The sequence below is a fragment of the Burkholderia sp. Leaf177 genome (genome assembly GCF_001424345.1).
Lineage (GTDB): Bacteria > Pseudomonadota > Gammaproteobacteria > Burkholderiales > Burkholderiaceae > Caballeronia.
Window position 1 is genome coordinate 370,033 of sequence record NZ_LMPF01000022.1, and the last position, 19,311, is coordinate 389,343.

The 19,311-nt window shown below is 55.0% G+C and carries 18 protein-coding genes and 1 pseudogene; 12 read left to right on the top strand and 7 right to left on the bottom strand.

Going from position 1 to position 19,311, the window contains the following annotated elements; all coding sequences use genetic code 11:
* Nucleotides 1–54: 54 nt before the first annotated feature.
* Entirely contained in the window at nt 55–1,452 is a 1,398-nt protein-coding gene (locus ASG35_RS20430) for an aminotransferase-like domain-containing protein (RefSeq protein WP_235527639.1), read from the top strand.
* Nucleotides 1,453–1,617: 165 nt separating this feature from the next.
* Here ASG35_RS20430 and ASG35_RS20435 read toward each other — a convergent pair whose 3' ends face one another.
* Nucleotides 1,618–2,937 (bottom strand): MmgE/PrpD family protein, encoded by a 1,320-nt coding sequence (locus tag ASG35_RS20435; RefSeq protein WP_162244431.1) that lies wholly within the window; start codon nt 2,935–2,937, stop codon nt 1,618–1,620.
* Between the two features lie 564 nt (nt 2,938–3,501).
* Here ASG35_RS20435 and ASG35_RS20440 point away from each other — a divergent pair.
* The 3 genes and pseudogenes from ASG35_RS20440 to ASG35_RS20450 all read left to right on the top strand — a co-directional run bounded on the left by ASG35_RS20440 (nt 3,502) and on the right by ASG35_RS20450 (nt 7,372).
* Complete coding sequence (locus ASG35_RS20440; protein WP_056361767.1) at nt 3,502–4,368, top strand: TauD/TfdA dioxygenase family protein; 867 nt, start codon at nt 3,502–3,504, stop codon at nt 4,366–4,368.
* Between the two features lie 93 nt (nt 4,369–4,461).
* Complete coding sequence (locus tag ASG35_RS20445) at nt 4,462–5,418, top strand: LysR family transcriptional regulator (protein WP_156393289.1); 957 nt, start codon at nt 4,462–4,464, stop codon at nt 5,416–5,418.
* 505 nt (nt 5,419–5,923) lie between these two features.
* A pseudogene (locus ASG35_RS20450) lies at nt 5,924–7,372 on the top strand (ISNCY family transposase).
* Nucleotides 7,373–7,773: 401 nt separating this feature from the next.
* Here ASG35_RS20450 and ASG35_RS32535 read toward each other — a convergent pair.
* The gene (locus ASG35_RS32535) at nt 7,774–7,887 is read right to left on the bottom strand and encodes a DUF6723 family protein (protein ID WP_327019655.1); all 114 of its coding nucleotides are present in this window, start codon (nt 7,885–7,887) and stop codon (nt 7,774–7,776) included.
* On the bottom strand, nt 7,869–8,159 hold the full coding sequence (locus ASG35_RS20455) for a hypothetical protein (protein WP_056361772.1): 291 nt from the start codon (nt 8,157–8,159) through the stop codon (nt 7,869–7,871). Before ASG35_RS20455 ends, ASG35_RS32535 begins: the two co-directional genes overlap by 19 nt.
* Before the next feature lie 716 nt (nt 8,160–8,875).
* On the opposite strand from ASG35_RS20455, the gene ASG35_RS20460 reads away from it, so the two are divergent.
* The 7 genes from ASG35_RS20460 to ASG35_RS20490 all read left to right on the top strand — a co-directional run bounded on the left by ASG35_RS20460 (nt 8,876) and on the right by ASG35_RS20490 (nt 14,468).
* Complete coding sequence (locus ASG35_RS20460) at nt 8,876–9,277, top strand: tautomerase family protein (RefSeq protein WP_056361777.1); 402 nt, start codon at nt 8,876–8,878, stop codon at nt 9,275–9,277.
* A gap of 40 nt (nt 9,278–9,317) precedes the next feature.
* The gene (locus tag ASG35_RS20465) at nt 9,318–9,716 is read left to right on the top strand and encodes a tautomerase family protein (protein WP_056361782.1); all 399 of its coding nucleotides are present in this window, start codon (nt 9,318–9,320) and stop codon (nt 9,714–9,716) included.
* 32 nt (nt 9,717–9,748) lie between these two features.
* Nucleotides 9,749–10,507: an SDR family NAD(P)-dependent oxidoreductase gene (locus ASG35_RS20470; RefSeq protein ID WP_056361786.1), complete on the top strand. Its 759-nt coding sequence runs from the start codon at nt 9,749–9,751 to the stop codon at nt 10,505–10,507.
* 30 nt (nt 10,508–10,537) lie between these two features.
* Nucleotides 10,538–11,857 (top strand): alpha/beta hydrolase, encoded by a 1,320-nt coding sequence (locus tag ASG35_RS20475; protein ID WP_327019656.1) that lies wholly within the window; start codon nt 10,538–10,540, stop codon nt 11,855–11,857.
* Nucleotides 11,858–11,902: 45 nt separating this feature from the next.
* Entirely contained in the window at nt 11,903–12,667 is a 765-nt protein-coding gene (locus ASG35_RS20480; RefSeq protein ID WP_156393290.1) for a haloacid dehalogenase type II, read from the top strand.
* Between the two features lie 26 nt (nt 12,668–12,693).
* Nucleotides 12,694–13,293 (top strand): DUF4865 family protein, encoded by a 600-nt coding sequence (locus tag ASG35_RS20485; protein WP_056361792.1) that lies wholly within the window; start codon nt 12,694–12,696, stop codon nt 13,291–13,293.
* 272 nt (nt 13,294–13,565) lie between these two features.
* Nucleotides 13,566–14,468 carry a LysR substrate-binding domain-containing protein gene (locus tag ASG35_RS20490; protein WP_235527641.1) on the top strand — a complete coding sequence of 301 codons (903 nt, stop codon included), beginning with the start codon at nt 13,566–13,568 and terminating at the stop codon, nt 14,466–14,468.
* A gap of 76 nt (nt 14,469–14,544) precedes the next feature.
* On the opposite strand, the gene ASG35_RS20495 is transcribed toward ASG35_RS20490, so the two are convergent.
* Together ASG35_RS20495 and ASG35_RS20500 are read right to left on the bottom strand one after the other, a co-directional pair.
* Nucleotides 14,545–14,790 carry a tautomerase family protein gene (locus ASG35_RS20495; RefSeq protein WP_056361798.1) on the bottom strand — a complete coding sequence of 82 codons (246 nt, stop codon included), beginning with the start codon at nt 14,788–14,790 and terminating at the stop codon, nt 14,545–14,547.
* A 52-nt stretch (nt 14,791–14,842) separates the two neighbouring features.
* Nucleotides 14,843–15,550 carry an SDR family NAD(P)-dependent oxidoreductase gene (locus tag ASG35_RS20500; RefSeq protein WP_082508504.1) on the bottom strand — a complete coding sequence of 236 codons (708 nt, stop codon included), beginning with the start codon at nt 15,548–15,550 and terminating at the stop codon, nt 14,843–14,845.
* A 107-nt stretch (nt 15,551–15,657) separates the two neighbouring features.
* On the opposite strand from ASG35_RS20500, the gene ASG35_RS20505 reads away from it, so the two are divergent.
* Nucleotides 15,658–16,554: a LysR family transcriptional regulator gene (locus tag ASG35_RS20505; RefSeq protein WP_056361804.1), complete on the top strand. Its 897-nt coding sequence runs from the start codon at nt 15,658–15,660 to the stop codon at nt 16,552–16,554.
* Nucleotides 16,555–16,620: 66 nt separating this feature from the next.
* Here the strand turns inward: ASG35_RS20505 and ASG35_RS20510 are convergent, their stop codons facing one another.
* Entirely contained in the window at nt 16,621–18,135 is a 1,515-nt protein-coding gene (locus ASG35_RS20510) for a helix-turn-helix transcriptional regulator (RefSeq protein ID WP_056361807.1), read from the bottom strand.
* Nucleotides 18,136–18,271: 136 nt separating this feature from the next.
* Nucleotides 18,272–19,261 carry a hypothetical protein gene (locus ASG35_RS20515; protein WP_056361808.1) on the bottom strand — a complete coding sequence of 330 codons (990 nt, stop codon included), beginning with the start codon at nt 19,259–19,261 and terminating at the stop codon, nt 18,272–18,274.
* Nucleotides 19,262–19,311 lie beyond the last annotated feature (50 nt).

Consider the following 19,311-nt stretch of genomic DNA (forward strand, 5'->3'; position numbering starts at 1 on the left):
TTTTCCTTTATCGCCTTACTAACTCATAATTTGAGTGTATGAACGTCACAATAAATGTACAATCTGTTTTTTGTACTTGCACAAACTATTGCTATGCGCGACGACGAAAGAATTGCTGACCTTGCTGCACGGATCCAAGACCGTAGCCCGCGCGGGATCGCGGTTGAGATTTCGAACCTGATCCGCTCTGGCGATCTGCCGATCGGCACCAAGCTTCCCGCAGTTAGGGATCTCGCCGCTGCGCTCGAAGTAAGCCCGTCCACCGTGTCTAGTGCTTGGCGTCAACTACGCTCATACAGAATGGTTTCGGGAACACGTCGAAACGGTGTCTGGGTACAGGGCGACCAAACTTCTTTGCGGCCCATCCGGTATGAAGGTCGCGGCAACTTCGGTCCTTATGTCGTTAAAGACCTACGCCTCGCCGCGCCTGACCCGGATCTTCTTCCTGACCTATCACAAGCTCTTGTCCAAGCAACCGACGCTCCGAATCTGCATAGCTATACACGCGAAATCATCACTCCCGCATTGGTTGAGGCTGTTACCAATGTCTGGCCATACGATGCGCCAGCGTTTATCGCGACCAATGGCGGATACGATGCGCTATACCTCGCCCTTATTTCAGCAGTGCTTCCCGGGGCTTATGTAGCGGTCGAGGATCCGGCTACAGTACGCATACTCGATATCGTCGACAAAATCGGGGGGCGCTCTATCTCTGTCGAATGCGATAACGAAGGACCGCTTCCCGAATCGCTAACGGCGGCTCTCGAACGCAAGCCTGCAGCTTTCCTATTTCAACCAGGGACGCATGCAACAACCGGGCGTCAGCTAACCGCAAAGCGTTTGGCTACCTTGGCTGCTCTTTTAAAAAAAAGCGGCACTTTGATTATTGAAGATGATGGTCTGAGCTTCGTTGCGCCCAAACTCGCAGCAAGCCTAGGAAAATGGTATCCGGACCGCACTGTTCACATAAAGTCTTTTTCCAAGTCCCATGGTCCCGATTTACGTCTGGCGGTTATGTCTGGTTCGGAAAAAATAATCGATCAAGTTCGCGGCTATCGTAATTTTCGCGAAGGCTGGACAAGCCGCATCCTGCAAAACGCAGCGGCGTGGCTATTACAAAATCCTGAGTCGGTCGCCTGCGTACAGCGAGCGCGCGAAATCTACTTCGAGCGCAGCGCCGCATTCTCACGCGCGCTTAGCGAGCGAGACGTTACGCATACTGCCGGCGGACTTGTCGCTTGGGTCGCTGTTCCATCTGAGCAGAGCGCCCTCGTTACACTTGCTTCGCGTGGGATCGCGGTGAATGCAGGTAGCCCAAACGCACTAACTAAAACGGCCTGCCTCCGCATCGCTACGGGCCAACTGGCCGACGGAGTCGAAAATATCGCAGATGCGGTTTTTGCCGCCCTAAATAATTCAGATTGGCAAGGACCAGCTAATGTCGATTACTGATCATTTAGAAGCATTCGAACTGTTTCACGATTGCCTAAGGCATACTTCCTGCCGACAAGTCCATCCAATACAAGGCGTTCAATATTTATTCAGTCAACTTACTCGCTATCGTCGCGATCCTGGCGAGGCGGGTGTACTGCCACAGGTCTCCCTTAAGTCCAATGTTCACCGTGCAAGTAGGTGTTCGACCGCGCGGTATAAGCCATAAGGGATCTCTTGAGGATTCCCTTTAAGCGCTACTGCAGCTTCCAGTTGAACGATCCTATCAGTCAATGCCGCATGCTTATCTAGAACACCATGCTCGTCCAGTCCTGACGGCGCAAGGTCGAACGGGTCGCTAATACCTACAGGTATTTCCAGCTCGGAGCCGCTGCCGGTACGCAACTTGATTGCTTTTCTCTCAGAGTGCTGATACCGAAAAACTCTTGTAAAGCGAAGATGTTCAGAAGTTGAGCTGATCGAGTCCCATTCGGGACCTGGTTCAATGTCAGCGACTAAAAGACTGAAAGTTGCGGGAAAGCTAAACGCAATGTCCGCCGACCCAAGTAGCTCGCCCTCGCAAAATTTCTCCACGTTGGACGGTCCATAAAGAACGATCTCTACTATCTCCTCGCATTTAGCCAGGGACATGAGCAAATCCGCGAAGGCCTTTAAGTACTCCTGCATAAACCAGCAGACTGGGAAACGTTTGAACCCTACACGCATTACAGCAGGTTTGTTGTTTGAAAAATCCGCGCACTGCCATTGATCGGACCCAGCCATCCGCCACATGCCATTCTCGCCGTCAAGCGGATTAGTTATACCCGTTTGTCCTTCGGCGGCAAGATCCGCTGCTAATACGGCCCCGGCGGCGACCCAGCCGAGGTTGTTTTTTAATGACGGTACCGGTCGTTCATACCATTTTGCGGTGTACGGAAGCACCGAGTGGGCAACAGCTACTCCGATAATCCGATCGATCATCATGTCGGAGACGCCGAGAGCAACGGCTATTGCAATACTCGCCGCGACGGTATCCCATACACCAACTGATCGAACCAGAGCGGCTTGTTCGGACGACGGCAACGCGGCGGAACTCAATAGCCAGTGTGCCTCATAACCTGCAGCTATACCGCGTAAAAGATTTTCAGTAGGCAAAGCGCCACGCGCCCCAACTGATAATACCGCTCCGACAATCGGCGAGCCGGGATGGCCAAGCAGCGTATCGTCGTAATCCAAACAATTAGCCGCTTGTCCATATAAGTAGGCCATTCCAAAAGCCGAGACGCAACTAGCAAGACCAAGTCCCTGTATCTTCGTTGCAAACAGCGATTGCGCAACAATCGCGCTTGGTTGGAAATGTTTCAGAGAGAGTCCTGCACAAAAGCACGAAAGGCTGTCTAAGAGGCACAACTCGGTCCGGTGTCTTAGATCCGGAACCAAAGCCTTATCTCGAAAAGGCGTAACACGCGCTATCAACTCAGACGTCGCTTGCCCGTAATAATCCATTCCCAATTCTCCAAACATGAAAATTTTAGGGTTGCTGCCTCGGCGAGCGTCAACCATCGTGAAGGATCTGGTTTATTGCGCTGCGTCGCAGCGCGCGTTTTAGATTGGTTCGCTATCTTCAAAACACTGCACTTCAAGCGTGTCAACAGCTGACTCGACCATCCAAAGAATATTGATAAATAAAAAGTTGCACAATGACGATTTTGTGCTTGCACAAAAATATTGCGATTTTTAGGGTTTTCCTTAGAACGCTTGAGTCGTAAAAGCACGAGAGGAACAATGGGCGAGCTTACAAGTTAAGGGATGGTTGTTTGGGGAAAAACCTTTCGGGGAGCAAGGGGCTGGGCGGTATTTCGCCGCTGCGTTGCTTGGTGCAATCACTGCCTGGCGACGTGGTCACTCATCAAAGTTTTCGATAACCCTAACGCGAGGGTCGATTGGGCAAACGGTCTTACTCGCGCCACAATGAAATCCCCACGAACAAGGCACTGTCCCCCCAACGGTCGACATGTCGGACCGGGGTTACCCCACAGTGTTTTCGAATTCCATATTGATAGGTCAAACATGAACTTTACCGTCACATCGCTCGTTAAAGAATTTGTGGCTGAAATTCCCGACTTTCCATTTGACAGATACAACGACGAAACCATTGCCCAGTTCCGTGAGGTTTGGAAGCAATATCCACTTATTCGTTTCCGCAATGTTAATATCGATGACGCGACACAAGTGAAATTCAGCAAACGACTTGGGCCGCCAGTTATCCATCCTCGTCAGCTACAAGAAGGTAAAAATTCAGAATTTCCCGAAATTCTTGTTATCAGCAACAAGAAGAAGGCCGATGGCTCGGCGGCCGGTGACCTAGGCGACGGCGAAGTGAAGTGGCACACTGACACATGGTTTGTTGAACAACCTCCTTCGGCGGGCATCCTTCGATCGATAGAACTCCCTCCTGAAGGTGGCAATACGTATTTTGCGAACATGTATGCGGCGTACGCGCAGCTACCTGAAGAACTTAAGCAAAAACTGAAGGGTTTGCAAATTCATCACCAAGACGTAGTCGACGGTCGGGGCGATGTCCGCCTTGGCAAGCAAAAACCTAATAACGACAATTACGAAACTTGGTCGGGAATTGACCATCCAATCGCGCGTCTCCACGCTGATTCGCGAAAACCTTGCATCTATCTCGGTGGTGAACGCAATCGCCAGTCTATCGTCGGGATGCCATCGGCCGAAGCACAAGGGTTGCTTTCTGACCTTTGGGAGCGCGCTACTGACAAGCGGCATGTTTGGGTTCAGCAATGGCAAACAGGCGATATGATGATGTGGGACAATCGTTGCCTAATGCATTATCGTGACTCTTTCGATGCCAATGCTAGTCGGTTAATGCATCGCACAACAGTTGAAGGGGAACGTCCCATCGCCGCTACTTGAGGTATCTAACCCTTAGCCTTATAAAGACGCGAATAGTTGGTACGCTAACAAACCTACGGTGAAGCGATTACAACGTCGCTTTGCGGTGTCGTCTTGACTACTCCAAATGGTTTCGTTGTTTTGACCGTTTCTACGGTGCTCCCCATAATGGGACTAAAACTTAGACAGATTGAAGCATTTCGCGCCGTAATGCGTGCTGGCTCAATGACAGCAGCAGCTGAAACGCTCGCCATAGGCCAGCCGGGAATAAGCTATCAGATATCGACTCTTGAGACTGCAGTAGGCTTTGCGCTTTTCAATCGAGCCAAAGGGAAGCTCACCCCCACTTCAGAAGCATTTCAGCTGCTGTCTGAGGTAGATCGACTCTATGAAGGCCTTACGGGAATCGAGGCTGCCGCGGTAGAGATCGCGGGGCACCATCGAGCGGTCTTGCGTGTGCTGCTCACGTCAGCTTTCTCAAATACTACACTCGTAGGCGCGATCGGACGATTTGCCGCGAGTCATCCCGGTTTGCGCATAGACCTCGATGCCGCACACAGGCCCGCAGTAGTGCGCAATGTTGCGAATGGGCTGGCCGACATTGGTATCGTTTCGCTTCCGGTTAATGTAAGCCGGACTCTTGCAGAGCCACTTTTTACAAGCGCATTAGTTTGTGTTCTACCGCAAGCACATCCGCTTGCACAAAAATCATCTATTTGTCCGGACGACCTAGCGTCGGTGTCGCTAGTCGCAATGAAACCCGGCGGCGTGATCCGTCCAATTCTAGAGCGTTGGTTCAGCGCTGCAGGCATTCATCGGGTTTTTGACTATGAAGTTCGTGACGCATGGGCCGCAATTGAACTCGTGCGGGTTGGACTCGGGGTCACGGTCGTCTCTCGAATCAGTGCGGCGTCTCAAGCTGTAAGACGTGACGACGATCTAATAATGGTTCCAATTGAAGCTATTGAGAACATAGAAGTCGCAGCTATCATGCCCGAGACTGGGGCAGTTAACCGGACGGTTGCGTCGCTCGTTGCTTTCCTAAAGGAAAACTTGCCAATGTATGGGTGACGCGTTTCGTGCAGGTTTGAAGCGTTTCTCCAAACAGGCGGATGGCGAAATGTAGGGATACGGGATAAGTTAGACTAGGGCGCTTGTCGTTAGACTAGACAAGCGGAAATTTTTAGACCAGCCCGGACTTGGGCGGAATGTTGAGTGCAGCGGGCGGCGCCATGGTCGGGGGGCAGCCATGCTACATGGCGCTGACACATCTTCCAACGTCAAAAAATGGCCGAGCAACCCGAACGTTCGGAGCGCATCCGAACGGTCAGCCGACGGCTTCCGCTGGTTGGTAGCCTTCAGTGGCAGGAAGCACAAGACGGAACACGATGCGGGCTTGCATTCTTCGGTAAATCTCCTGTGGGTTAGGTTTTAATCGGAGTTGACATAATCTTATTTATCACCGAAATGGGTGTAGCAGCTAAGTTGTAATGTCCGCTTCTAGCCATATTCAAATGTCCGCTTCTCGGCGGCTTAAGCTTAGCCGGCGTCGATTCCCACGGCGCTGGAGGCTACGATGGCGGCGACGGACAGAATCACCATGACGATGCGCGAGTTGGACCGGTTCAAAGTGATTCAGTCGGTGGTCGACGGGCACCTCAAGCCGTGGCGAGCCGCCGAGCGATTATTGTTGACGACGCGCCAGGTTCGACGCCTCGCAGCACGTCTGCGCGAACAAGGACCGCCAGGGTTGATCTCGGGCAGATGCGCCAAGCCGAGCAATCACCGGATTGATGCAGGAGTCGCGGTGCGAGCCGTAGCCATCATCAAGGAGCGCTACGCTGATTTTGGCCCGACTTTGGCCTGCGAGAAGCTGCGCGAGTGCCACGACCTGAAGCTGGCCAAGGAGACGGTCAGGCGCTTGATGATCGACGCGCGCTTATGGACACCGCGCCGACAACGTCCGCCCAAGATCCATCAGCCGAGGAACCGGCGTTCGTGCCTGGGCGAGCTGATCCAGATCGATGGCAGCGATCACCGGTGGTTTGAAGACCGGGTGCCGGCGTGAACGCTGCTGGTGTTTATTGACGACGCGACCAGCCGGTTGATGACGTTGCACTTTACTGCGACCGAGTCGACCTTCAGCTATTTCGAAGCGACGCGGCGCTATATCGAGCAGCATGGCAAGCCCATGGCGCTCTACAGCGACCGCGCCAGCGTGTTCTCGGCCAATCAAAAAAGCACGGCTGACAAAGGCATAACGCAGTTTGGCCGGGCCTTGTACGAACTCAATGTCGACACCTTTTGCGCCAACAGCAGTCAGGCCAAAGGCCGCGTCGAACGGGCCAATCTGACTTTGCAGGACCGGCTTGTGAAGGAATTGAGGTTGCGCGGAATCGACACGCAAGCGGCGGCGAATGTTTATGCGCCCCACTTCATTGCCGACTTTAACAACCGGTTTGGCAAGGCACCGAAGAGCGACTACAACGCGCATAGGCCACTGCGCGACGACGAGGACCTGGATTCGGTCTTAACGTCTCGTGCATCGCGCTGCGTGTCGAACACACTGACCGTGCAATACGATCGCGTGCTCTACCTGCTCGATGATTCGCCCGTGACCCGAGCGCTGATTCATCACTATCTGGACGTGTACGAGTACCCGGATGGTCGCATCGAAATCGTGGCCAACGGCACTGCTCTACCCTATCGCCAGTACGACCGGCTCTCGGATGTAGACCAGGGTGCCGAGATTGATAACAAGCGCCTTGGACACATCCTTGCGCTGTCTAGGCAGGTGCAAACAGAGCGCGACAACCGACGTATCTCGGGCTCGCCATCAAGGACCAATCAGGGCGAACCGGTAAAACCGAAGATGCGGGCCAACAACACGCGTAAGCAACGCGAGCTCAAGCAGATTGACCTGGATGCAATGATCTTGCGAACCTCTGAAAGGCAGGCAGCCGCGGTGGGGAAACTACCTTCTACAGAGATAATTCTCGACCTAAAACCGGACATTTCAACTTAGCCCGAACCCCGACATCTGAACTTAGCCTCGACAGTGGGGCCACATCATTATCGCTGTGTTACTGTCCGAACTGAACGCCAATGAGGCGCTCATATGCGCCAACGTCGGCGGATTTTATCGCGCGGCAAAGCTGATAAACGGCGCCTTCTTTTTTTGCGTCAGCTATGAGTGAAATAGCATCTGCCGAAAGAATTTCGATAGGTTTAGAGACGTTTCCATCGACGATTTCAATTTCAAAATGCCACCCGCCAGAACCCTCGGACGAACCGGCAAATGAAAAGCTAAGGAGACGAGCGAGCGTGTTCTCTCTTTTAGGAATCGAGCGGTCTTCAAGCGCGGAGACGGACTACGCCACTCATCAAGAATAGTTCACTGTTAGCGCTTTAGAGCGCGAAACGTAGCTAATCCAGCTCGGGGTTCGCGATGTCAGCACGAACGATCGACTGTCCCATTTCTTCAGCGGCTTGAGTTGCCTTTTCTCGGGACGCAAAAGGACCTATGCTTTCGGCGCCCATTTTATCGACAACTCGGTTTGTTCATTTTGCGCCCCGAACGCCTGGACGAGATCAAGATACTCGCGAGTCATCGCCTCTGCCTGATCTGAAGACGACGCGGTCTCGCCCAATACATCGACGGTTGTTCGGAAACCTGCCGCATGAAGAGCATGGATGCGCGCGCGGGCACCGGAAAGCGTCTCGTCGGCGATATACCGGCGAGAGATCTTACGTATCAGTGAACGGGGGACGAGCGGGATGGCGTGAGCAGCCATCGTATTGAAAATACGCATGTTGTGGTCTCTTGAAAGTGCAACCGCGCGAATCTAAATGTGGGGAGTCGATTCGAGCGGCATCTCCGGACTATCGTTGACAATAGGTCCGGGACGAACACCGAGGTGGATGCAACGACTGCATCAACTCAGGTTTCAGTGCGTTCTCGAGGGAGGCCAGGCAGCTGCATACATTGTTCAATGTGGACTTGATGCTGGATTGATTAAAGCCTGTTTCGCTGTTTGAAGCAGGTGAGGCGGATCGTAGCACGAATGAGCCGTGCTGGATTCGACCGTGATTGTTGGCGATCGCCGCGAAGACCTAAAACGCTTGATAGTGGCCGAGCACGATCAGGTATGGCGTTCGAGCGACGCCAAATAACGGCGTAGCGTAGCGACACCATCTACCTGGAAGCCGTGCTTTGTATCGCTCCAGGGAGCTGACGAAGGTTCCTTACGATCGCGTGGAACGTTCCCGTTAGCGCCGTATGCACTGCTTTAAGGTGCGCCATCTGCTCACGACTTGCGCCGAGATCCGTCGAGTATGGTAGATCCATCGGCCACAAAACCCCCGGGGAGTCGGCAGTGCAGGCGGTATTCGCAACATCCAGCCTTATACCGACCGTTCGATTTGATCAAAGTATGGCTTCGTAACATTCAAATATTCGCGAACACCCGGCTGATATAGGCTGTGTTCTCCATAGCGGCCATGAACTGCAGATTGAACGGAGCCAATCATGCCATTTATCAACGTCAAAATCGCGGGCCCGACCCTTGCCATAGAGCAGATTTGTCGACTTCAGCGTGGGCTGACCGACCTCATATCAGAGGCATTTCACCAAGAGCGCGAATCGACGTCCGTCCTTGTCGAACAAGTGCCAACGGGCAAATGGTCGATTGCGGGTGACATCGAGCCTGTTCTTGCTCATGTCACAGCCACTGTCAATGCCGCCAGCCACGCCGCAGACAATAAGGCGCGATTTATCGCCGAAGCACATCAGCTCCTCAAGTTGATCCTGGGCGATGGCCTGCCTTCGGCAACCTACGTGGTCGTCAACGAACTTCCAGACGATTCCTGGGGTTACGGCGGGATCACGCTAGAACATCGAGCGAAATCTGCACACCTCGGTACTGCATGATCTTGCTCGGCTAAATATCTACCTTCGGAAGGAGTTTGCGATGCCCCTCGTACGAATCTCAGTCGTCAAAGGCAAATCGCCAGCGCAGTTACGCGCAATGGCGGACGGTATTCATCAAGCACTGGTCGAAACCTATAACGTCCCTCTAAAAGACCGCTTCCAAGTAATCGAACAGCGAGAGCCTGGGGAGATTATTTACGACAGCGACTACCTAGGAATAGATCGAACTGACGACTTGGTCATCGTACATATCATTGCCGGCCGTTGGCGCGACACTGCAGCCAAGAAGGCGCTTTACTCGGCGATTGCTCAACGGTTGTCTTCCGACCCTGGCGTGCGCCCCGAAGACGTACAGGTCATCATTTCATCCAATGACAAAGACGATTGGTCTTTCGGGAATGGCATCGCGTCTTATGTCCCGGACACGCAATCATCCTGAACCATTCAAACAGCTCTCTCTTGGAAAATAACATGATCGTTCTCGTAACCGGTGCTAGCTCGGGCTTTGGTGCGGCTATTTCACGACGTTTCGTGTCGGCAGGTCATCGAGTCATTGCGGCAGGACGTCGTCAATCGCGGCTTGAAGCACTTGCCGACGACCTAGGGCGAGACCACGTCTACCCCCTCGTTCTGGATGTTCGAGATCGAGATGCAGTCGAAGCTGCGATTGTCGGTTTGCCCGTGGATTTTGCCGAAGTAGATCTGCTGGTGAACAACGCCGGTCTCGCCGCGGGCCTGGATCCGGCCTATGCAGCTGACGTTGAAGACTGGGACACGATGATTAACACTAATGTGAAAGGCGTCATGTATCTCAGCCGCTTTGTACTGCCCGGAATGGTCGCACGCAACCGTGGCCACGTGATTAACCTGGGATCTACCGCAGCAACATATCCCTATCCTGGCGGTAACGTGTACGGAGCCACAAAGGCATTCGTGCGTCAATTTTCTCTGAATATGCGTGCCGACTTGTCCGGTACTGCGGTTCGCATAACAGTAGTAGAACCGGGTCTCGTCGGCGGCTCTGAATTCTCGACGGTGCGTTTCCGGGGCGACCAGGATCGTGCGTCCCAGGTGTATGAGGGGACTAACGCCCTCACACCTGACGACATCGCGGAGACGGTCTTTTGGGCCGCAACACTGCCTGCGCACATGAACATTAATGCTATCGAGTTGATGCCGGTGAGCCAGTCATTCGGGACGCTGCCGGTGCATCGCGCAAGTGGAAGCTGATTAATAGATATCCACATCGATCCGATAACGATGGGCAAAGAGCAACTCAATGCTGTTAATGCGCGGCGACGCAAAACACTCGCAGGCTTCGCCAGCCTGACGCTTGTTCCATGGGTGAACGCATGGGCACGCGATCAAACAATCCAGTCCAATCCGTTAAATGTAGGGAGCAACACAATGCCTGGCAATCAAATGAATGGTGTACCGAATATGGACGGGATTCGACAACTTACATTTGACGACATCAACGGGCTTTCAGTCCGTGTTCTGGAGGCGGGTTATGAGACACCCGGGCGCCCCGCCGTGTTGCTTCTGCATGGTTTCCCCGAGACGGCGTACAGCTGGCGCAAGGTCATGCCCGCGCTTGCCGCTGCGGGCTACCACGTCATCGCTCCGGATCAGCGTGGCTATGGGCAAACCACCGGTTGGGACGATCGATACGATGGGGATGTCTCGTCTTTTCGCACTCATGCGTACGCACGAGACGCTCTGGGTGTTGTCATGGCGATGGGTTACCGGACAGTATCGGCGGTGGTTGGGCACGATTTTGGCGCGATGGTTGCGGCGTATTGCGCGCTTGTGCGTCCGGACGTCTTTCGTTCGCTCGTGCTCATGAGCTTTCCGTTCGACGGACCACCTTCCATTCCCTTCAATACACTTGAAAAACCGGCAGCACCGGCCCATCCATCACTCGACGAACAACTGGCCGCGTTGCCCCGACCCCGTATGGACAGCATGACCTATTTCGGGACGCGAGAAGCGAACGACAACATGCAATTCTCCGCTCAAGGCCTGAACAACTTTCTGCGAGCGTATTACCACGTGAAGAGCGCTGACTGGCCGGAAAACCATCCTCACGCACTGGTGTCTGGTTCGGCTCAAGAGCTTGCTACGTTACCAACGTACTACATCATGGACCGTGGTATTGGAATGGCGGAAACCGTCTCGCCCCACATGCCTACATCGCTTCAGATTGCGGACAACCATTGGCTGACCGACAGCGAGCTGGCCGTCTATGTAAATGCATTTCAACGCACGGGCTTTCAGGGTGGACTCAATTGGTTTCGCTGCCACACCGGGGCGATTGGCAAGTCGGAGATCGAGTTATTTTCTGGACGCACCATCGATGTGCCGTCGTGCTACATCGCCGGGGTGGCGGATTGGGGGACCTACCGCAAAGCGGGCGCTCTCGATCGAATGCAGACCCATACGTGTACGCGCATGCACGGGATACACCTGGTCGAGGATGCGGGGCACTGGGTACAACAGGAGCAACCTCAACGCTTTACGCGCTTGCTGCTGGACTTTCTGCAGCAAAGCAAAGGCGAGTTGAGCAAAGAGACCGTATGAGCAAAAGCCTTTATTCAAGCAGCCGCGCTAGCGCGACACGCTTGTTTGCCGCTGTCTTTTCATACGCTTTCCCCGCGACAGCCGCCAACAGAAACGAGGAAGAGAGGTTTCACAGCAGTGGGAGCCAGCATGAATAAACCGGTGCTCGTGTTTGACATCGCCGAGACGATTCTGGATTTGCAAGGGCTGACGCCAGTGCTTGAACGGATATTCGACCACACCACGATCCTGCGTACTTGGTTCGACGAAGTGATCCTTTACTCGCAAGCGCTTTCGATCACCGGCAATTATGCAGACGCAGGCCGCGTGGGGGTCGCGGTTTTGGAGATGTTGGCGAGAACACGCGGACGCACCGTTAGCGCGGCGCATTTGGCCATGTTCAAGCAAACTGCCTGCTCGTTGCAGCCCTATCCAGATGTGAAGTCGGGGCTTGCGCGCCTTCAACTGAATGGCTTCGACATGGTGACCCTGAGTAACAATCCGCGCGCAACCTGCGAGACGCAACTGACGTACGCTGGTATCCGCCCCTTTTTCAAACATGTGTTCAGTATTGACGACGTCGTGCGTCGTTACAAACCTGCGCCGGAATCATATCTCGCCGTGGCGAAAGCGCTTGACGCGAGTCCCGCTAACTTGTGGCTCATCACCTGTCACGCCTTCGATGCAATGGGCGCAAAATCCGCAGGCTTGCATGCTGCGTTTATCGAGCGGCCGGGCAAGGCATCGTTTATGGTCGGTGAACAACCGGACCTGATGGGCGATGACCTGGATGAGCTGTCGCATTTGCTGATCAATCAATTCGCAAGCTGATAAATTGCGCGAAAGGGAGCAATACCATGATCATCAAGCAATATCAAATTTCCTTGCCTGCCGACTATCGCATGCAGGTCATTCGCGATCGTGTTGCAAGCAGGGGAGCGTCCTTTGACACCTTCGCAGGGCTCGGCCTCAAGTGCTTCCTTATTCGCGAGAAAGGAAAGTTTGGCGCTATGGCCAACGAGTACTCGCCCGTTTATTTGTGGCCGCAAACCGGTTCTATGTGGGATTTTCTCGCTGGCCCTGCTTTCGAAGCAATCAAAGAATCATTTGGCGTACCACTCGTCAATGCTTGGCCCGGGCTGGTCTTCGCTCAGAGCGAAAACTCGACCGATCCAACGACCATTGCATCCGTTACGCGCGAAGAGGAATGCTTGCTACCGGACACGAATCTAACGGAGCTCCGACATAGAGAGGCCACAATTGCAGCAGAGCGTGTCAATGCCACGAAGGGCTTGTTCGCTCGTGCCGTCGGCCTTGATCCACGCGGCTGGCGTCTCGTTCGGTTTGACTATTGGACACAGCCGCAGGCTGATCTGTCCAGTGAACTTCTTAGCTATGAAGTCCTGCACGTTTCGGCTCCGGCCTTTGATGACCTGATGGCGCCCGCGCGAGATTGACATTACCAGCAGGGCAATCTTGCCGCACCTGCCTGCCCGATGTGCGATCACGCGCGACTCGCACGCGCGACTCGTTTTGCGCCCCGTACACAAATTACGAAGTACCATCCGGATAGGGCCCGACGGCCAACCGCACTTTTCGCCGGACGAATCATACGAATAGCGCCTTGATCCAGGCAAGGTCGAACAGAATAATGGTCCGCTTAAAAACCGCATCTTTCAAAAAGTTATTTCGGGGTTAATAGACCATGGCCGGTCGTACGAATCTTGACATGGATGTTCTGCGCACGTTTGTCACCGGCTTCGAACTCGGCAGTTTTGCAAGGGCGGCAGACAGGCTTGGTCGTTCGCAATCGGCCATCAGTACGCAGTTGCGCAAGCTCGAAGAGCAGATTGGCGTGCCGCTGGTGCAGAAATCTGGCCGGGGACTGGCGCTTACCACGGCCGGGGAAGCGCTGCTCAGCTATGCAAAGCGTTTGCTCGAACTCAATGACGAAGCCGTGGACACTATCCGCGGCTCGGATCTTGGAGGTTGGGTTCGAATTGGCATACCCCAAGATTTCGCAGATACGTTTTTGCCCGCTGTTTTGGGACGCTTCTCCAAAGCGCATCCTAAAGTCAGAGTTGAAGTTCAAGTCGACCGAAGCGCGCTTCTGATCGAAAAGACAATCAAGGGTGACCTGGACATCGCGCTGGTTTGGGGAGATAGCGGAGATGCGCCGAACGCCCAGCGGTTAGCTGAGCTTTCGATATCCTGGATCGGTCGTCCTGATTGGGGTGGAAGGCAGAGTTTGGGACTCGAGCCAGTTCCATTGATTGCATTTGCCCCACCCTGTTCGTTTCGTGCCTCAGGCATTGCCGCGCTTGACGCTGCCGGGATTCCCTGGCGGCTAGTCGTCACTTCTCCAAGTCTTTCCGGACTCTGGGCCGCTGCTGGGGCGGGACTCGGCATCACAGTGCGCACGACGATCAATATGCCCGGTACGCTGTCAGCGCTCGATGCAGTAGCGACGGGCTTACCGCCGCTGCCCTCCGTACCGCTTGTGCTACATCGAGCAGAATCAGAGCCTGACGCCGCGGTAAAGAAGCTGACGAAGATCGTCTTACGCGCTATACACGACGAGATAAGACATTTGCACGTGGGATCTCTGATAGTAAGTGGCGAAGCAAGCTAATCGGGATCCTTGAGCCTGGCTATGAACCTTCCCGCCAGCTCGAACTGGAGGCGCTTGCCGAGTCGCCTGAACGCGGTCAGGGATGAACATTACGCTTCTGAGCGCGTTGATTGCGATAGTCCGAAAGCGGCAGCCCGCCCTGTCCGATGTCCTCAATCCCATGTTCGTGGAAAATAACGGTTGTATCTTCATGCGGCTTGCCCATTACGGTAAAGAGAAGATCGGCAATGCCTTTGTACACTGCGGCTTTCTGCTCGCGCGTCGTGCGCTCTGCGCCAGGACTGGTGCCCTCACGGGTCACCAGGATATTCACGATTGGCATACGGTTCTCCGGGAAAAAAACGGTGGCGCCGCGTTGCGCGCCTCCTATGCATTTATCGCCCGGCGATCAGTCCGCCATCGACGTGAAGGATTTCCCCGGTCGAGAAGGCTGCGTCCTCGAGGTAGAGCACCGCTCGAACGATATCTTCCACCTCGCCTAGCTTGTTCATCGGATGGAAGGCGGCCAGCTTCTCCAGCATGCTCGGATCGTGCATGGGCGTGCGGATGACGCCCGGCGCCACTGCGTTCACGCGGATGCCGCGCGTGGCGTACTCGATCGCCATGCTTTTGGTGGCGGAATTCATCCCGCCTTTCGTCAGCATCGCGATAAACGCAGGAGAGAGCGAGCTGGCAAATTCCGCCGTTGAGGCCGTGATCTGGACGACATGTCCGCTGCCTTGCTTCAACATCACCGGAATAACCTGCTGGGTGGTGAAGAAAAACCCGTCGAGATTGGTCCTTACCTTGAGCCGATAATCTTCTTCTGTATATTCAGTAAATGGCTTACCGATAAAGATGCCGGCATTATTCACCAGCGTGTCAATGCGGCCAAACCTGTCCATGGCTGCCGCGACCACCCGCTTGCCCGTCTGCGGATCGCCGATATCGCCCGCGACGGTCACTATGTCCGGATCGGCCGATGGCTGGATCGAGCGCGACGTCGCGACAACACCGTAGCCACGCGCACGAAAACCATTGACTATGCCTTCGCCCATTCCCTGTGAAGCGCCAGTGACAATGACTACCTTTTTTTGACTCATGATATTGCTCCTAGCAGTTGACTTGACCCGGATGCCCTAGGCATCTCGTGGCATGGAGAGAAGGTTATCGCTGGACTTTGGGAATTGGGAGTCGTTATCCTTGCGCAATGACTGATAAAAAACGCACAGAAATCGATTGGCAGGACATGCGGATTTTCTTGGCGCTGGGACGCTACGGGAGCCTGTCTGCTACGGCACGCGCACTGCGCGTAAATCACGCGACGGTCGCCCGCCGTGTTCAGTCTCTCGAGGAGAGCGTGGGCAAGAAACTGGTCGAACGCAGGCCGGAGGGATACGTACTGACACCTGCCGGACACGATGCGTTGAAGGTTGCAGCAGAAATGGAAGTTGCGGCGCAGACAATGAAGCATGCCGGTACGAGCGATGGCGACGGCAGCCTTCGAGGCCTGGTGCGCATAAATGCGCCGCCTGCGCTGGCGCAGGGTTTCATACTTTCCCGGCTCACCCAGCTGGCCGAGTCCTATCCTGGCATCGACATAGACCTTGCGACGAACCTTCGTTCGGTTAGTCTCGATCGGCACAAAGCAGATATCGCGGTGCGCGTGGGCCGTCTTGTCGATGCGGACCTGATCGCGAAATCACTCGGCGGGATGGCGTTTGGCTTCTATGGCGCACAAGCGCAGTGTGAACGAATTGAACGCGGAGAGCCTCCCGTATTTGTGAATTTCAACGAGGAAAGCGCTGACATGCCGGGCACAAGCTGGCTGACGCAGCATTTTCCCCGCGCTCGCATTTCACTTCGTGCAGAGAACCACATCCTGCAAGCCATTGCAGCGCGGGACGGTGCAGGACTGGCTTTGCTTCCTCATTATCTGGGCCGAGCTCTATCTGGACTAAGCTTATGCGCGCTCGGGCCAGTGCCTCCTTCGCGAGATATGTGGCTGCTCATACGCAGGCAGGATCGGAACGTCCCGACGCTACGCGTGGTAATGCAACACTTGATCGATTCCTTCAAGGAAAACGAAGCGCTTTTTGGCGACTGAGCGTCCGGTGTGTCAGACCCGCAAAGCACCCATGCCGTTTATGCCGAAATCCGGTCTGACGCTAACCTAACTTTTAGGCTTGGTTACTTCTGTCTCTGTCCTTTTTTTGGGCCGCGAAGCCAAATACGCATTTTCGCGCGCCCAGATCACTACCTCGCTACGACTGTGAAGATCGAGTTTCGCGTAAATGGTCGCCACGTGGTTGCGAACGGTATTCAAAGCGAGATCCAGGTGCTTCGCGATTTCCTTGTCGGCGAGTCCTTCACATAGAGCGTCGAATACGTCTCGCTCCCGTGCAGTCAGATCGTCGAGCCGACCCTTAGACGTTTCCGACGCATTCGAACGCCGGACATTTGCCAGTTTTTCGATAAGCGTTTTACTGAACCAGGATGCGTCCTGCATGACTGCTTCGATGGCATCGACCAGTTCCATTTCCGAACGCTTTCGCTCACTGATATCGAGCCACGCCATCAACACGCAATCCTGCCGATTGATGCTGACCGATTCGGCCGATACCAGGCAGCGGATCGTCTCCCCGTTCTTTTTGCGTACGTCGAACTCCACGTTGCGAACCCCGGTGCCCGTTTCGAGCAAATCTGCAAGTCGGCTGCGCACATCGCCGATCCAGACGTTGGCATCTGCACCCGCACGGCCAATAATATCTTCCGCCGCGTAACCCGTTGTTGCAGTGAAGGCCTCGTTGAGATCGAGAATCACAAACCCGTCCGCCGTCACCACCGCGCTCGGGACCGGTAGCATGCGAAAAGCTTTCTGGAAACGTTCCTCGCTTTGACGAAGCGTACTCTCCGCCTTTTTGCGTGGCTCGAGATCCATGAAGGTGAAGAGCATGCAATCCTCATCACCTATATCGATAGGTTGCCCCGCCACCACGACCGGCTTCAAACCGCCGTCCGGAAGGCGAAGCTCAGCTTCCATCTGCGGTATTGTCGCGCCTTGACTCAGGCGTTCGATCGCGATGCCCCGCTTTTCAGCGTTCTCGAACACATCCAGTTCATACACTGATCGTCCGATGACATCTTCACGAACATACCCCGTCATCTCCAGGAACCCCTGATTGACCTTCATGTAGCGCTGATCGCTCAACCGGCAGATCACGGCAGGTGCGGGATTTGCATTGAAGGTCTTCTCGAAGCGCTGCTCGGCGCTCGCCCATTCAGTTGCATCGTGAACGATCAAAGCAAGACAGTCCGGTTCGCTCTGGCTGTTCGTCAGCACAAGACTGCGCACCCGATGCACCCAGTTGACCGAGTCGTCATGTGCGGGAAATACCTCGACCACGACGTCGCTGAAACATTCTCCCGCGATCACGCGTTCGATTGGATATTGCCCGTTTGAAAGGGTATGGTTGTTGCGATAGCGAAGACGGAACCTCTCGCGATATTCCGCCACGTCTCGACCGAGGTCGCTGACATTTTCTACGCCATGCATGCCGAGGGCCGCTTCATTCGCCCACAGGATGCGTTGATCCGGCTCGATCAGGATGACGCCCTCGGTCAGTCCGGTGATAATCTGCTGAAGTTGACGCCTGTCCGTCTCGGTACGCAGCACGCGGTCGTTCATGGTTGATTTCTTCCTGGATAGCGATGCAGCTTTACCGCCGGCATTGTTAAGAACTGCATGGGCAAATCGCGCCCTCGGCGCCACACGCAAAAAAGATCGTGGCATCGACGGCGCGGGGACACTCAATCACTTGCCATTACACCACGACTTCCTCACGCAACGGATTGCTGCGACGTCCCAGAAACCCGGCGAATCCGGACACAAGCGCACCCAGAAGCAATATCACGACGCCGGCCCACGCGGCATGACTCACGCCGCTTGCGGCCGCCTCACCGGCTTGACGCGCCTTCTGCTCGGCCTGGATCTTCAGGCTTCGATATTTCTCGAGCGCCTGGTTATACGTCTGCTCGTAGTTATCCGCGATGGTCTGCGCCTCAGGCCGACTTTTCCCGGTGCGTGCCATGATGACGTTCACAAGCGCTTCCTTGTCCGCCGCGTTGAGCGCGGGGTACGCCTTCTGTTTCAACCTATCGAAAAAGCTGCTGAGATCATTGGCGGAGTCCTGCGGCGCCGCGGCAGCGTTTGCAGCCGCAGCAGTCCCTTCGCTCGCTGCGCCCTGAGCAGACGCCTTGAGATTTGACGGGTCGAGCGCCGGCTTGCCGGTCTGGCGCAGCAGCGACTCGAGTTGCCCCTGGACGTCGGTCATGTCTATGTCGATGCCATTATCCTTAAGCGCCGTTTTCACGCCGGATGCAATGCCCGGAGCAGCTGCTGCTACGCCCTGACCTGCCACCGATAGTCCCGCTCGAGCCATCCCGGATGCGGTCCCGAGCGCGCCCCCCGCCAGGCTTGAAAGCATGTAGAGCGTGACCAGCGTGGTCATCGACCAGCACAGGACGCCGTGAAGCGCGCCGCGCCGTGGCGCAGACCGTCCCGCGAAAAAACCGCCGATCGCAAGCGACACGAGGGTGGATACGCCGACCCAGATCCCCGCGCCAGTGCCGAATCCGGCAAACGGATTGCGCTCGCCCATCGGGTCTAGCGCGCTTGCACCGATCGCTGTGCCCAATACGCCAAGGAACAGATAAGTCATCATGGCCAGCAACAAGCCGACGAACACAGCACCCCACGATACGCGCAATGCGTTCATTGGCGATGTGTCGAGAGAAGCATTGATTAGATTCATGGATCACCTTCTTTTAGCAGATCAGGGAGCACCCAAGTCGGGGTCCCATT

Bases quoted from the DNA above. Each gene is read 5' to 3' on its own strand.
- ASG35_RS20485 (WP_056361792.1), top strand. From the start codon at position 12,694: ATGATCATCAAGCAATATCAAATTTCCTTGCCTGCCGACTATCGCATG.
- ASG35_RS20470 (WP_056361786.1), top strand. From the start codon at position 9,749: ATGATCGTTCTCGTAACCGGTGCTAGCTCGGGCTTTGGTGCGGCTATT.
- ASG35_RS20495 (WP_056361798.1), bottom strand. From the start codon at position 14,790: ATGCCAATCGTGAATATCCTGGTGACCCGTGAGGGCACCAGTCCTGGC.
- ASG35_RS20465 (WP_056361782.1), top strand. From the start codon at position 9,318: ATGCCCCTCGTACGAATCTCAGTCGTCAAAGGCAAATCGCCAGCGCAG.
- ASG35_RS20510 (WP_056361807.1), bottom strand. From the start codon at position 18,135: ATGAACGACCGCGTGCTGCGTACCGAGACGGACAGGCGTCAACTTCAG.
- ASG35_RS20515 (WP_056361808.1), bottom strand. From the start codon at position 19,261: ATGAATCTAATCAATGCTTCTCTCGACACATCGCCAATGAACGCATTG.
- ASG35_RS20500 (WP_082508504.1), bottom strand. From the start codon at position 15,550: ATGAGTCAAAAAAAGGTAGTCATTGTCACTGGCGCTTCACAGGGAATG.
- ASG35_RS32535 (WP_327019655.1), bottom strand. From the start codon at position 7,887: ATGGGCGCCGAAAGCATAGGTCCTTTTGCGTCCCGAGAAAAGGCAACT.
- ASG35_RS20475 (WP_327019656.1), top strand. From the start codon at position 10,538: ATGGGCAAAGAGCAACTCAATGCTGTTAATGCGCGGCGACGCAAAACA.
- ASG35_RS20430 (WP_235527639.1), top strand. From the start codon at position 55: ATGTACAATCTGTTTTTTGTACTTGCACAAACTATTGCTATGCGCGAC.
- ASG35_RS20505 (WP_056361804.1), top strand. From the start codon at position 15,658: ATGACTGATAAAAAACGCACAGAAATCGATTGGCAGGACATGCGGATT.
- ASG35_RS20455 (WP_056361772.1), bottom strand. From the start codon at position 8,159: ATGCGTATTTTCAATACGATGGCTGCTCACGCCATCCCGCTCGTCCCC.
- ASG35_RS20490 (WP_235527641.1), top strand. From the start codon at position 13,566: ATGGATGTTCTGCGCACGTTTGTCACCGGCTTCGAACTCGGCAGTTTT.
- ASG35_RS20435 (WP_162244431.1), bottom strand. From the start codon at position 2,937: ATGGATTATTACGGGCAAGCGACGTCTGAGTTGATAGCGCGTGTTACG.
- ASG35_RS20460 (WP_056361777.1), top strand. From the start codon at position 8,876: ATGCCATTTATCAACGTCAAAATCGCGGGCCCGACCCTTGCCATAGAG.
- ASG35_RS20440 (WP_056361767.1), top strand. From the start codon at position 3,502: ATGAACTTTACCGTCACATCGCTCGTTAAAGAATTTGTGGCTGAAATT.